The sequence below is a fragment of the Catellatospora paridis genome (assembly GCF_009720365.1).
Classification (GTDB): domain Bacteria; phylum Actinomycetota; class Actinomycetes; order Mycobacteriales; family Micromonosporaceae; genus Catellatospora; species Catellatospora paridis.
Map to the genome: position 1 here is coordinate 240,354 of NZ_WBZD01000021.1, position 12,630 is coordinate 252,983.

Below are 12,630 nucleotides of genomic sequence, written 5' to 3' on the forward strand. Positions count from 1 at the left end.
CGGTAGTCGCACTCACCCGGTCGACGGGTGCCGCGGCGGCTCCGGTTGGGCGGACCGTGAGACTAGACGAAGGAGGTCAGCTGCCGCGGCGCTCGCGTACCCGGGCGGCGATCTGCTTGGAGAGCACGGACAGCCCGGTGGCGATGATGACGGCGTTGAACAGCATCTGCGCGCACAGCAGGCCCCGGGCGAACTGGCCCTGCGCGTGCACGTCGCCGAAACCGACCGTGGCCAGCGTGGACAGGGCGAAGTACAGGGCGTCGAGGCGGGTGTTCAGGTCGACGAACTGGCCCGGACCGTGGATCGCGACGAGGTAGTCGGCGAGCGCGAAGAACAGCACCCCGGCCACCAGCGCGGCGAGCAGGCCGGTCAGCGGGGCCTGCGCGTCGCCGAGCTGGCGGTTCACCTGGCGCAGGATGAGCACCACGGCGAGGACCAGCCCGCCGAGGGTCAGCAGGGCGCGTATGGCCAGTGACCAGGGATTGTCGTCGGTGTCGGTGGGCACGACGAAGTAGACGACCACCAGCAGCGCGCTGTTGACCAGCGCGTGCCCGAGCGGCCGATGGATAACCGACATGTCGGTATTCTCGCCGACGGCGCGCGGTCGGGAGTCGCGCCGCGACGGGGCTCGCCGGTCGGCCTGGGCCGTCGGCGGGGCACGGGCTCGGTCAACCCGCGGCGACGCGGAAGCCGATGTTGCCCGCGGAGCTGTCCGGCGTGTTCGCCGACCGGGCCGCGATGCGGTAGCGGTTGCAGTACGACGCGTGGCACATGTGCGAGCCGCCGCGCATCACGCGTGACGTGCCGTCGGCGGGCCCGGCCGGGTCGACGCGCGGGCCGGTGACGTGGAAGTCGACGCTGAACCAGTCCGCGCACCACTCCCACACGTTGCCGGCGACGTTGAACAGGCCGTACCCATTGGGGCGGTACGACTTCACGGGGGCGGTGCCGAGGTGGCCGTCGGCGGCGGTGTTGCGGGTCGGGAACTCGCCCTGCCAGATGTTGCACAGGTGCCGCCCGCCCGGGGTCAGCTCGTCGCCCCACGGGTAACGGGCCTGCTCCAGGCCGCCGCGGGCGGCATACTCCCATTCGGCCTCGGTCGGCAGCCGGGTCCCGGACCAGTCGCAGTAGGACTGCGCGTCGTGCCAGGACACGTGCACCACGGGATGGTTCTGCAGCGCGCCCACGTCGGAGCCGGGCCCGTACGGGCGCCGCCAGTCAGCCCCAGGCACCACCGCCCACCAGGGTGCGGCCTGCACCCGCTGCGCCTGCCGGGCGACCTGCGGCGGCAGGAAGCCGTCGAACACGAACGAGAACCCGAACCGCTCGGCGTCGGTGACGTGCCCGGTGGCCTTCACGAAGGTCGCGAACTGGGCGTTGGTGACCGTGGTCGGGTCGATGCGGAACGGGCCCAGTTCGATCTCGCGGACGGGGCCCTCGCCGTCGGCGGGAAAGCCTTCGGCGTCGTCAGTGCCCATCAGGAACCTGCCGCCGGGCAGTGCGACGGTGCGCGACGCGGCCCGCGACAGCGTCCCCGGGTGTGCGCGGTCGGCGGCGTGAGAGCGGTGTGGGTGCCCGGCAGCTGGAGCGGCCACGGGGTGCGCAGCAGCGGCGGCGCCTGCTTCGCCCGCCGGTCGTGCGGCAAGCGTGAGCAGGGCAGGCGTGCTGCTGCCCGCGGCGGGTGCGCAGCAGGCGGGCGGGTGCGCGGCCATGGGTGGTCCTTCCTGGGGCCCGGCGGCGGGACGCACCCCGCCGCCGGGCAGTCCGGCGGGTCAGGGTGCGGTGCTGCCGGAGCTGACGCGGTCGGCGGCCAGCTGCGCCGCGAGCGCGGGGATGCCCAGCGCCTGTTCCTGCGCCGGGGTGGCGTTGTGCAGTTTGTTGGTCAGCTGGTGCGGGTCGTTGACCAGGTCGTAGTACTCGCGGAACAGGATCGCGCCCGAGCCGGTCGGCAGGCCGTTGGCGTCGGTGTGCAGCTGGTAGTACTCGGTGTACTGCTTGTTCGCGCCGATGTAGGACGCCCAGGTGTGCGGTCCGCCCGCACCGGTGCCGTGTTTGAAGAACTCGGTCAGCACGTGGTTGCGCCGGTGCGTGCCGAGCAGCGAGTGCCCGTCCTGCGGGTACTGCGCGTCCGGGGTGATCCCGGCGGCGTCGAGGATGGTCGGCGCGATGTCGATGTTGGCCGCGAGCCGGTTGTCGTCGGCGCCGGTGTCGAGGCCGCCGGCCGGCCAGGACACGAAGAACGGCACCTCGACGACGGGGGTGTAGGGCACGGACTTCTTGGTCCAGCCGTGGTCGGCCCAGGCGAAGCCGTTGTCGGCGATGAAGAACACCAGCGTGTTGTCGAGCTGGCCGAGGGCTTCGAGCTTGTCGTGCACGGCCTGCACGGCGTCGTCGACCGACAGCAGCGTACGCAGCTGGTTGGTGCGGATGTTGCGGCCGTCGGCCAGCGTGCCGGTGGCGTCCTGGACGAAGCCGGGCTTGTCGCTGCGGTCGGCCTCGGGCACCGACGGGCGGCCGTCCCACGCCGGGACCGCGGTGTCGGCGTACTTGGCTTCGGGGGTGTTCGGGCCGTGCGAGGCGTACGGGGCCAGGTAGAGGAACCAGGGGCGGGTGTCGGCGGCGGTGCGGTCGAGGAACTTCAGGGCCCGGTTCTTCACCACGGTCGTGGTGTAGTTGTTGATCGTCTGCACGGTGCCGTCGACGTTCCAGGTGCCGTTGGTGTAGGTGGGTGGGGCGAGCACCGCGAACTCGTCGAAGTGGGGCGGGTTGTCGTCGACGTCCCAGCCGTTGAGGTACTTGCCGTACAGGCCGGTGCGGTAGCCGGCCTGCTGCAGGTAGCGCTGCACGGTGGAGTGGTGGTTGAGGTTCGTGGCGTGCTGGTTGCCGCGTACGCCGTGGTTGTGCGCGTACTGGCCGGTGAAGATCGAGGAGCGGCCCGGCGCGCACAGCGGCGTGGTCGCGTGCCCGCGGGTGAACTCGACGCCGTTGCCGGTCAGCCACGCCCGCGTCTTCGGGAGCGCCCACGCGGTCTGCTTCGGATGGTCGTCGGTGACGATCACGAGGATGTTGGGCCTGGTATCGGCGGCCTGGGCGGCGGCCGTGGGCCAGCCGGCGGCCGCGGTCGCGCCCGCCGCGGCCGACGCCGCGAGGAACGTGCGCCGCTTGAGCGAGGGGGTGCTCTCGGACATGGGCTTTCCTTTCGTACGCGCACGGCGGCGTCACGCCGCGCAGCATGGGGTGCCCGGCGTGCGGCCGGTGGGAGGGGAGCGGGCGGCGGTGGCGGTGCCACGCGACCGCGTCGAGCAGCGCGGGCGGTCAACCGCCCGTGGGCGGCGTGAGCGCGCAGGTCAGCGCAGACAGAGCGAGCTCGCCTGCCGTCGTAGATCGACGTGCCGGCGGGCCGTGAACAAGGGCCTGCGCTCCATGTGTCAGAGCCTAGGAAGCACCGGCGAGGATCTCAAGAAACTCAATATTTCGTGATGCGAAAGTTTGTGAACAGCTCGGTGCCGGACTGCGGGAGCGGTCAGTCGTCCGGCGGGAGCAGGCCGTCCAGGAGCAGGCGCAGGCCGCCGTCGAGGGCTCGTCTGGCCTGGCGCACCGGGTCGTAGTCCATGTCGGAGGACGCGCCGCCCAGGGCCGTGGAGTGCGGGAAGCGTGACGCGAAGTCGGGGGCCAGCCGGGCGAGCAGCGCGGATCGTTCGGTCCACCACTGCTGGTCGGAGGTGCCGGTGGCGGCCGCCGCGGCCCGGCCCTCGGCGGCGGTCTGCGCCGCGCCGCGTACGAGGTGGAACAGTGCGCTGACGCCGGGCCGCAGCGACTGCGGCGGCAGGTCGGCCCCGTGCAGGATGCCCAGTAGCGATTCGAGGACCGACTGCTCGTGCGGGCCGAGCACGGGGCGGGCGTAGGAGACCTGCAGCAGCCACGGGTGGCGCAGGTAGCGGTCCCAGAGGTCGTCGGCCCAGGCCAGCACGGCGGACCGCGGGGCGTCGCCGGTCGGGTAGGTCTGCGGCCAGCCCGCGTGGGCGTGGTCGTACATCAGGTCGACGAGTTCGCGCTTGCTCGGCACGTAGGTGTACAGCGCCATCGCCGAGGTGCCCAGCCGATCGCCGACGGCGCGCATGGACAGCCGGTCCATGCCGTCGGCGTCGGCGACGGCGATGGCGGCTTCGATGATCGCGTCGACGGTGAGGCCCTGTTTCGGTCCCGGGGCGGCGCGGCCGGTGCGTTGCCGGGGCGCGTCCTCGGTGGCGGGGGAGTGGGCCCGCCACAGCAGCGCCATGGTCCGGGCCGGGTCGCCCTGGCCGCCGTACAACGTCATGTGACAACTCCGTACGCCGTAAGCTAATGTCTGGTCGAGGATCGCTTTACAGCATACGGAGATGATGATGGGAAGCGCGACGCTGCACGACGGCAGCACGATCGGGTTCGAGGTGCACGGTGACGGACCCGTCCTGCTCCTACCCGTCCCGGCCCCGGCAGAGGGCCCGAAAGCCGAGGCCATGCGCGCCTGGGGCGCCGACCCGGCACTCGGCCGGTCCCTGACCGACGGGCTGCGCGACCGGTTCCGGGTCGTCGCCTTCGACTACGAGGGGCACGTCATGGCACACCCCAAGCCCGACACCCTCACCCCCGCCAACGCCGCCCGCGACCTGCTCGCCGTCGCCGACGCCGCCGGCGCCGACCGGTTCGCCTACTACGGCTACTCCTGGCTCGGCCTGCTCGGCCAGCAGCTCGCCCTGCACACCGACCGGCTGTCCGCGCTGGTCATGGGCGGCTACCCGCCGGTCGGCGGCCCGTACGCGGCGATGCTCGCGGTGACCACCGCCGCCCACGCGGCGTCCCTGGCGGCCGTGCAGAACCCGCCCGCACCCACCGAGACAGTGCCCGGCGACTGGTCGACCGTCTCCGTCACCACGACCGTCGACCAGACCCGGCAGTTCGTCACCCTGTACGAGGCACTGCACGACTTCGACGACCGCGCCGCCCAGCCGTCGCTGACCTGCCCGCGGCTGTGCGTCGTCGGCTCCGCCGACACCATCGAGTACGCCGAGCAGTGGGGCGGCGTCACCGTCGACATCGCCGGACCCGTGCTGCGCGAGCGGACCGGACTCGAGGCGCTCGGCTGGGACGTGGCCGTCCTCGACGGCCTGGACCACATGCAGGCCATGCAGGCCGCAGCCGTGCTGCCGGTGCTGCGTCCCTGGCTGGAGTCCCGGATCTGAGGCCGGGCGCCACCGCGGCCGATCAGCTCGCCTTCGCCCGCCGCGGCCGCCCCGCGAGCAGGCACAGCGCCGCCGTGGCCAGGTACAGCACGATGACCGCGAGCCAGCTCTGCCGGTGCTCGGTGAGCTGGCTGGGCAGCATCGGATGCGCCAGCCCGTCCGGATCCTCGACCACGGTCACGGATTCGCCGATGCGGTAGGCGTTCTCGTCGACGGTGAGCTCGCCGCCGACGGCGCGGCCGGAGTGGGCGGCCATCGCGTAGTGGTAGCGGTCGGCCGACCCGCTGCTCTCCCGCACGGACATGACCTGCGCCTCCACCTGCCCACCGCGCAGCTGCAGCAGGCTCGGCCCGGTCTCGCGCAGCACGATCACCACGAACAGGAAACCCAGCACCGCCGCCACCGCGGTCCACACCGGACGGAACCCGGACAGCGCGAACCAGCCCGCGGCCAGGCCTGCGGCGAGGATCAGCCCGACCGCCAGCCCGCGATGCTCGGCAGGCAGCAGCGCGGAGCCCGCGAGCCCCGCCGCCAGCGCGGCCACGGTGATGACGAGGAACAGCCGTAGCCCGCGGAACTGCCGGGGGTGCAGCGCACGGAAGGGGATTCGCATGGCGTGAGAGTAAGGCCCGCGCAGGCGGCCCGTCGGTTGCCCCGGGAACGTACGATCCGCGCATGCAGCGGTCGCAGATCGACGGCGTACGGGTGCTCTGGCAGGAAATGCCCGGTGACTTCACCGCCACCCTGGCGTTCGCGGTGGGCGCCCGCGACGAAGACGTCGACCAGCTCGGCATCACCCACCTGGCCGTCCGGCACCTGCTGCTGAGCCTGCTCGCGGAGCCCGACGAGACGACGGGCCTGCTCGAGACCTCGTTCACCCTCTCCGGAGACCCGGAACAGGTCGCCGAGGACCTGAGCGACCTCGCCGCGCTCATCGCCAACCCGGACCTGAGCGGGCTCGCGCTGACCGCGCAGCAGCTCGACCCCGCCGACCGGGCGAGCGAGCTGGACCTCGACATCGACGACGCGGTACGCGACCCGTGGGGGTCGCTGCTGGCACACCGCCTCGGCCCGACCGGACCCGGCCTGCTGCGCTGGCCCGCCGTCGACCTGCACCGGCTGACAGCCGACGAGGTCCGCGCCCACCTGGCCCGCTGGTTCACCGCCGGCAACGCCGTGCTCACCTGCACCGGCCCGCCCCCGGCCGGTCTGCGGCTGCCGCTGCCGGCCGGGCCGCGCGCCGCCCACGCGACCTCCCCGGTGCGCGGCGGCTCCTCAGGACCGGCCTGGTATGCCGACGAGGTCGTCGCACCCGCCATCGCCGTCGGGGCCACCGCCGGTCCCCAGGCGTTCCTGCTGCTGCGGCTGCTCGGCACCCGGGTCGACGCGGCGCTGGACGGCGCCGCAGTGAAAGCCTGGTCCACGGAATGGTCCACCCCGGTCGGCGACGGGCGCCTGGAACTGGGCCTGAGCCTGCACCTGCGCGGCAAGGCCAGGCAGCGCGACAGCGCGCTCGCGGCCCGGATCCTGTGGCAGGAGCTGCGGCGGCTGGCCGCCGAGGATCCGGTGCCCGCCGAGCTGGACGCCATCGTCACCCGATACCACCGGTCCCCGGCTGAGGATCCGCAGCTGCGCGGGCAGCTGGAGCGCCTGGGCCTGCTCGACGCGGCCGAGCAGGCGCACGCGCAGGCTCCGCTGGCCGACGCCGGGCACCGCGAGCTGCTCGACGTGTCCGACGAGTTCGGCGAGGCCCAGGTGGCAGCCGCGGCCCGGCTGGGTCCGGCGGACGTGCGGGCCGCCGCCGCCTCGTGGCTGCCGTCAGCGCTGCTGGTGGTCCCCAACGGCGTGGACGCGGCGCTCGACGGCATCGCCCGGACCGGCTGCCCGACCGGCTCGTACGCCCCGCAGGGCGAGCTGCTGCGCCCGTCACTGGCCCGGCGGCTGCGCGGGGCGAAGGACGGGCTCGTGCTGGGCGACGACGCCTGCCACCTCGTCGCGGCCGACGGCACGGTGCACACCTTCCCGATGCGCGACGCCATGCTGGTCCAGCGGCGCGGTGAGACCCTGCTCGGCGACGTCCGCCACGGCTGCCTGGCCGACGTCAGCGGATTCACCGGGGTCGACAAGCTCGTCACCCGGGTGCCGCCGCGCCGCCACCGGATCGCGCACGACTGAGCGAAACCGCAGGTCAGGCCGTCGAGGATTTGACACCGCTCGTACGATCATGCCCGTGACCTCGAAATACTTCACTCGACTGCACCGTGCCTCGCTGACGGTCGCTGCTCTGAGCGCCGCGCTGGCGGTCTGGAGCTGGCTGCCCGCGAACAGCGGTGACGAGACGATCGGCCTCGTGTCGTTCTGGTTCGTCGTGGTGATCATCCTGCCGGGCATGATCGTGTCGATGCGCCGGCAGTCGAACCGGAACAGCCCGCTGGCCATGGGGCGCCACGTGCGGTGGTTCCTGAGCGGCGCCCCGCGCTGGACGGTGGCGCTGTGGGCGCTGACGCTGGCAGGCACGCTGCTCACCATGCTGACGGGCCTCCTACCCGGCAATCCCGGCCCGGCCGGCCTCGCCCGCATGTTCGCCATGATGGCCTTCTACTTCGCCGTGACCGGCGTGCTCATCTACCGCAAGCTGGCCCAGGAACAGCACGTCTGAGGCAGCCGTGGCGAAGTTGTGCCAGGCCCGTGTCGGCCCGCGAGTGGTGATTCGGTCCTTATCGGCCGGTGTTGGATTTCACGTGCGCAGTATTCATCCGCGGGTCATCGGGGTGGGTTTACCTCTTCGTGACCGGCCAGTAGGGTCATCCTCCTAAACCCCAGGAGGATATCGATGCGTCGCACTTTGCGCGCCGCTGTTGTGCTTGCCGTGCTGGCCGGATTCACCGCGGCGTCACCCGCCGCCCTGGCCGCGCCGACCGACCTGCTCATCTCCGAGTACGTCGAGGGCAGCTCCAACAACAAGGCATTGGAGTTCTACAACGGCACCGGCTCGGCCGTGGACCTGGCCGCCGGGCAATATGTCGTGCAGTTCTACTTCAACGGCGCGACGACCGCCGGTGGCACCATCGCGCTGACCGGCACGGTCGCCGACGGTGACGTGTTCGTGCTCGCCCACGCCAGCGCCAACGCCGCGATCCTGGCCCAAGCCGACCAGACCAGCGCCGCCAGCTTCTACAACGGCGACGACGCGATCGTGCTGCGCAAGGGCGGCGCGGCCGGGACGATCGTGGACTCGCTCGGACAGGTCGGCACCGACCCCGGCACCGAGTGGGGCACCGGCCTGAACAGCACCGCCGACAACACGATCCGCCGCGACGCGGCCGTGCAGCTCGGCGACACCGAGACCGGCGACGCGTTCGACCCGGCGACCGGCTGGGTCGGCTACGCCGTCGACACCGTCGACGGCCTCGGCGCACACAGCTCCGGCGGCGGCCCCGTCGACGCGCCCGCGACCCTGACCTGCGGCGGCGCGCTCACCGTGGCCCAGGGCGAGGCGGGCGTCCGCGCGGTCACCGCGACCGACGCCGACGACACGATCGTCGACCTCGCCATCACGAACATCGCCCCGGCCCCGGCCGCGGGCACGATCACCCGCACCGCGTTCACCCCGGCCACCGCCGCGGGCGGCACCGCGACCGCGACGATCACCGCCGACGCGGGCCTGCCGCCCGGCTCGTACGCCGTCACGATGACCGCGACCGACCTCGACGGCACCACCTCGACGTGCGGGTTCACCGTCACCGTCAACCGGGTGCTGACCGTCGGCGAGGTGCAGGGCCCGACCACCGACGCCGAGAACGGCGTGACCGACCGCTCGCCGCTCGCCCCGGCCACCGGCACGGGCACCAGCAGCACGCTGTACGACGTCCGCGGCGTGATCACCCAGCGGACCCTGGCCCGCACCGCGGCCGGCGCCGCGCAGTACGGCTTCTACCTGCAGTCGCGCACCGGCGCCACCGACGGCGACCCGACCAGCTCCGACGGCATCTTCGTGTTCATGGGCGGCTTCTCCTCGCTGATCGGCGGCTACGTGCCGACCGTCGGCGACGAGGTAGTGCTGCGGGCCCGGGTCTCGGAGTACTTCTTCATGACCCAACTGTCCTCGGCGTCGCTGGTCCGCATGATCGAGTCCGGGGTCACCGACACCGGGGTCACCAACGCCGTGCCGCCGCAGGACCTCGCCGCGGCGAACCGGTTCTGGGAGCGCCACGAGGGCGAGCAGCTGCGGGTCCGCGCGGGCAGTGTCGCGGCCAGCGGCCGTGACGTGTTCGCCTCGACCGCCGACTCCGAGGTGTACGTCCTCGACGTCGACGACGCGCTGCTGGACCGCACCGACCCGCTGACCCGGCGGGTGTACCGCGACGCGCACCCGATGGACAACGACACCGCGCACGTCTTCGACGACGGCAACGGCACCCGGATCATGCTGGGCACCACCGGTGTGAAGTGGACCGCGCAGGACAGCGCGGCGATGCTGCCGCCGGCGCACACGTTCGACGTGCTGACCGCGGACGCGGTCGGCGGTCTGAACTTCTCGTTCGACAAGTACGGCATCCAGGTCGCCTCCGCCGCGTTCGGCGCGGGCGCGGACCCGTCGGCCAACAGCGCCCCGGCTCCGATCAACCGCGACCGTGAGCTGGCCGTGGCGACGTACAACGTGGAGAACCTGTACGACTTCCGCGACGACCCGTTCGACGGCTGCGACTACCTGGGCAACTCCGGCTGCCCGGGCGTCTCGCCGCCGTTCGACTACGTGCCGCTGAATGAGGCCGACTACCAGGCGCACCTGGGCGCGCTGGCCTCGCAGATCGCGAACGACCTGCACGGCCCCGACCTGCTGCTCGTGCAGGAGGCCGAGGACCAGGACATCTGCTCCGTCACCGGCGGCGCGCTGGTCTGCGGCGAGGTCAACAACGCCGACGGCAAGCCGGACACGCTGCAGGAACTGGCGATCGCGGTCGCGGCCGCGGGCGGTCCGGCCTACGACGCGGCGTACGACCGGGACGGCTCGGACGTGCGCGGCATCGTCGCCGGGTTCCTGTACCGCACGGACCGGCTCACCCTGGCCGCTCCGTCGGCGGTGCTGACGGCGACGCCGGGGGTCGAGTTCCGGTCGGCGGCACTGGGCTACAACGCCGACGTGCAGAACCCGAAGTCGCTCAACGCGGTGCTGCCTTCGGACGTGGACACGTCCACCGGCGTGGACGGGTCGAACGTGTTCACCCGTGCCCCGCAGGTGGCCCGGTTCACCGTCGCGGCGCAGCCCGGCAGCACCGACACCTACGAGCTGTGGGCGGTCTCCAACCACTACTCGTCGACGCCGCAGGCGCGGGTCGGTCAGCGCACCGAGCAGGCCCGTTACGGCGCGGCGATCGTCGCCGCGATCGAGTCGGCGTCCCCGCACGCCCGCGTGGTGTACGGCGGCGACCTGAACGTGTTCCCGCGTCCGGACGACCCGATCGCCATGTCCGACAGCGACACCCCGTCCGACCAGCTCAAGCCGCTGTACGACCTGGGCCTGCACAACCTGTGGTCTGATCTGGCCGCGCAGGTTCCCGGCAGCGCCTACTCGTACGTCTTCCAGGGCCAGGCGCAGACGCTGGACCACCTGTTCGTCAACGACGAGCTCTACGGTGACCTGGTGAAGATCCGGGCGGCGCACATCAACGCCGACTGGGCCGCCGACCACGACGGTGACGGCGCCCGCGGCGCCAGCGACCACGACCCGCAGGTGGCCGTGTTCCGTACCCGTGCCTCGCTGCGGGTCTCGGACGCGACGGCCGTCGAGGGGCAGCCGCTGCCGTTCACGGTGACGCTGTCGCGGCCGCTGTCCCAGGATCTGAGCGTGTGCGGAGCAACCGTGCCGGACACTGCCAGAATCCTGCTGGACTTCACGCCGTACCTGGGTTGCCGGACCATCCCGGCGGGTCAGGTGTCGGTCGCGTTCCCGGTGGAGACCCGCAAGGACAAGGTGACCGAGCCCGCTGAGAAGCTGTGGCTCGGCGTCGTGGCCGACCCGCGGGCCGTGGACCTGGCCGACATCGTCGGCCAGGGCACCATCACGAACTAGCGGTGGGGCACGTGGGGCCGGGTGCGCGAGAGCGCCCCGGCCCCACGTCGTATCTACCCGGGCCACAGACCGGGGTGAACGGTGCCCGGCCCGGTGTGTGGCGCGCCGGACATCGCCGGTGGTTCGCAGCGGTGCCCTGCGGCGGTCAGCGGAGTCCGGCGAGCGCGGACTCGGCGTTCTCCCTGGTCACGCCGCAGCGGGTGAGCAGGTCGACGGTGTCGCCTTCAGCCAGGTCGAGGATGCCGAGCAGCAGGTGTTCGGTGCCGATGTGCTCGTCGCCGAGGCGAAGGGCCTCGCGGTGGGTGAGTTCGAGGGCCTTCTTGCCCTGGGGGGCGAACGGCACGGGGGCGGTGCCGGGGGTGCCGGTGGCGGGGAAGCGCTCGGTGAGCGCGGCGCGTACCGCCTCGACGGTGCCCGTGGCCGCGACGGCGCGGGTGCCAGGGCTGGCGGGGTTGCGCAGCATGGCCGATACGAGGTGCTGCGGGCCGATGTGTTCGTGTCCGGCGGCGATGGCCTCCTGCTGGGCGAGCACCAGGACCTGGCGGGCTGCGTCGTCGTAGCGGGCGAAGGTGCGCAGGTCGGACTCGGAGGCGTCGGACTCCTTGGGCACGAAGCGTTTCTGCACGGCCTGCTTGGAGACACCCATGCTCTGGCCGATGTCGGTCCAGGACGCGCCGGAGTGGCGGGCCCGGTCGACGAAGTGCCCGATGAGGTGGTCGGCGAGTTCGCCGAGGTGCTGGCCCAGTACGACGGCGTCGCTGAGCTGCTGCAGCGTGTCGCCGTCGGGGTGGCGCTTCTTGATGACGTCGATGAGGTCGTCGAGTCGAGGTGTCTCAGCCATGCCGTCAACCTTAGGTTGACGGCATGGCCATCGTCAACCCAGGGTTGACGATGACGGTCCGGGCTGTCGGCAGGCCCGTTCGGAAACAAGGGCAGGGCACGGCCGGTCGAAGAGACCGCCGGTGGATGGCGTACGCCATGCTTGGCGCAGCCTCTTCCCGGGTAGCACAGGGCCGACGACCGGAGGATTGATCATGACCGAGGTGCACGTGTCGCTCGACGGCGACGATCTCAACGCGGTGGAACGCAAACTCCAGGAGCCGCTGGAAGCGCAGCTGACCTCCGCGCTCGAACTGGCCGCCAACCGCGTCGCCGAGCAGTACGACGGGCAGAGCGAGGACGAGGTCGCCGCCTGGATCCTCCGGGAGACCCGGGAGGGTCTGCACCCGGACATCGCCGCGGGCTTCGAGCCTGATCCGGAGCAGCTGCGCCGGGTCGCCCAGGCCGTGATACGCGGGGAGCGTTTCGCCTGACCCGGCCGCCCGGTCCACCGCC

Annotated in this window: 12 protein-coding genes; 5 read left to right on the forward strand and 7 right to left on the reverse strand. The window is 72.3% G+C overall.

What is annotated here, in order from left to right; genetic code table 11:
* Positions 1 to 76: 76 nt before the first annotated feature.
* The 5 genes from F9C41_RS35105 to F9C41_RS35120 all read right to left on the reverse strand — a co-directional run bounded on the left by F9C41_RS35105 (position 77) and on the right by F9C41_RS35120 (position 4,318).
* Complete coding sequence (locus F9C41_RS35105; RefSeq protein ID WP_155391142.1) at positions 77 to 577, reverse strand: potassium channel family protein; 501 nt, start codon at positions 575 to 577, stop codon at positions 77 to 79.
* 91 nt (positions 578 to 668) lie between these two features.
* Entirely contained in the window at positions 669 to 1,712 is a 1,044-nt protein-coding gene (locus F9C41_RS35110; protein WP_155391143.1) for a formylglycine-generating enzyme family protein, read from the reverse strand.
* 60 nt (positions 1,713 to 1,772) lie between these two features.
* Entirely contained in the window at positions 1,773 to 3,188 is a 1,416-nt protein-coding gene (locus tag F9C41_RS35115) for a sulfatase family protein (RefSeq protein ID WP_155391144.1), read from the reverse strand.
* A gap of 159 nt (positions 3,189 to 3,347) precedes the next feature.
* Positions 3,348 to 3,425, reverse strand: coding sequence for a putative leader peptide (locus F9C41_RS42245; protein ID WP_407924605.1), 78 nt, complete (start codon positions 3,423 to 3,425; stop codon positions 3,348 to 3,350).
* Positions 3,426 to 3,523: 98 nt separating this feature from the next.
* On the reverse strand, positions 3,524 to 4,318 hold the full coding sequence (locus F9C41_RS35120; protein WP_155391145.1) for a TetR/AcrR family transcriptional regulator: 795 nt from the start codon (positions 4,316 to 4,318) through the stop codon (positions 3,524 to 3,526).
* A 61-nt stretch (positions 4,319 to 4,379) separates the two neighbouring features.
* On the opposite strand from F9C41_RS35120, the gene F9C41_RS35125 reads away from it, so the two are divergent.
* On the forward strand, positions 4,380 to 5,222 hold the full coding sequence (locus tag F9C41_RS35125) for an alpha/beta fold hydrolase (protein ID WP_230690237.1): 843 nt from the start codon (positions 4,380 to 4,382) through the stop codon (positions 5,220 to 5,222).
* A 22-nt stretch (positions 5,223 to 5,244) separates the two neighbouring features.
* Here F9C41_RS35125 and F9C41_RS35130 read toward each other — a convergent pair whose 3' ends face one another.
* Complete coding sequence (locus F9C41_RS35130) at positions 5,245 to 5,835, reverse strand: hypothetical protein (protein WP_155391146.1); 591 nt, start codon at positions 5,833 to 5,835, stop codon at positions 5,245 to 5,247.
* A gap of 62 nt (positions 5,836 to 5,897) precedes the next feature.
* Here F9C41_RS35130 and F9C41_RS35135 point away from each other — a divergent pair, with 62 nt between their 5' ends.
* The 3 genes from F9C41_RS35135 (at position 5,898) to F9C41_RS35145 (ending at position 11,295) form a co-directional block, all read left to right on the forward strand.
* Complete coding sequence (locus F9C41_RS35135) at positions 5,898 to 7,397, forward strand: peptidase M16 family protein (protein WP_155391147.1); 1,500 nt, start codon at positions 5,898 to 5,900, stop codon at positions 7,395 to 7,397.
* 55 nt (positions 7,398 to 7,452) lie between these two features.
* Positions 7,453 to 7,881: a hypothetical protein gene (locus tag F9C41_RS35140; RefSeq protein ID WP_155391148.1), complete on the forward strand. Its 429-nt coding sequence runs from the start codon at positions 7,453 to 7,455 to the stop codon at positions 7,879 to 7,881.
* A 168-nt stretch (positions 7,882 to 8,049) separates the two neighbouring features.
* Positions 8,050 to 11,295, forward strand: a complete 3,246-nt coding sequence (locus F9C41_RS35145; protein ID WP_407924768.1) for a lamin tail domain-containing protein — start codon at positions 8,050 to 8,052, stop codon at positions 11,293 to 11,295.
* Between the two features lie 145 nt (positions 11,296 to 11,440).
* Here F9C41_RS35145 and F9C41_RS35150 read toward each other — a convergent pair whose 3' ends face one another.
* On the reverse strand, positions 11,441 to 12,136 hold the full coding sequence (locus F9C41_RS35150) for a Clp protease N-terminal domain-containing protein (RefSeq protein WP_155391150.1): 696 nt from the start codon (positions 12,134 to 12,136) through the stop codon (positions 11,441 to 11,443).
* Between the two features lie 193 nt (positions 12,137 to 12,329).
* Between F9C41_RS35150 and F9C41_RS35155 the strand changes: the two genes are divergently transcribed.
* A complete protein-coding gene (locus F9C41_RS35155; protein WP_155391151.1) occupies positions 12,330 to 12,608 on the forward strand; it encodes a hypothetical protein in 279 nt (92 codons plus the stop codon).
* The last annotated feature ends 22 nt before the right edge of the window (positions 12,609 to 12,630 follow it).

Excerpts from the sequence above, each read along its gene's own strand:
- F9C41_RS35105 (WP_155391142.1), bottom strand. The coding sequence starts at position 577 with ATGTCGGTTATCCATCGGCCGCTCGGGCACGCGCTGGTCAACAGCGCG.
- F9C41_RS35110 (WP_155391143.1), bottom strand. The coding sequence starts at position 1,712 with ATGGCCGCGCACCCGCCCGCCTGCTGCGCACCCGCCGCGGGCAGCAGC.
- F9C41_RS35115 (WP_155391144.1), bottom strand. The coding sequence starts at position 3,188 with ATGTCCGAGAGCACCCCCTCGCTCAAGCGGCGCACGTTCCTCGCGGCG.
- F9C41_RS42245 (WP_407924605.1), bottom strand. The coding sequence starts at position 3,425 with ATGGAGCGCAGGCCCTTGTTCACGGCCCGCCGGCACGTCGATCTACGA.
- F9C41_RS35120 (WP_155391145.1), bottom strand. The coding sequence starts at position 4,318 with ATGACGTTGTACGGCGGCCAGGGCGACCCGGCCCGGACCATGGCGCTG.
- F9C41_RS35125 (WP_230690237.1), top strand. The coding sequence starts at position 4,380 with ATGATGATGGGAAGCGCGACGCTGCACGACGGCAGCACGATCGGGTTC.
- F9C41_RS35130 (WP_155391146.1), bottom strand. The coding sequence starts at position 5,835 with ATGCGAATCCCCTTCCGTGCGCTGCACCCCCGGCAGTTCCGCGGGCTA.
- F9C41_RS35135 (WP_155391147.1), top strand. The coding sequence starts at position 5,898 with ATGCAGCGGTCGCAGATCGACGGCGTACGGGTGCTCTGGCAGGAAATG.
- F9C41_RS35150 (WP_155391150.1), bottom strand. The coding sequence starts at position 12,136 with ATGGCTGAGACACCTCGACTCGACGACCTCATCGACGTCATCAAGAAG.
- F9C41_RS35155 (WP_155391151.1), top strand. The coding sequence starts at position 12,330 with ATGACCGAGGTGCACGTGTCGCTCGACGGCGACGATCTCAACGCGGTG.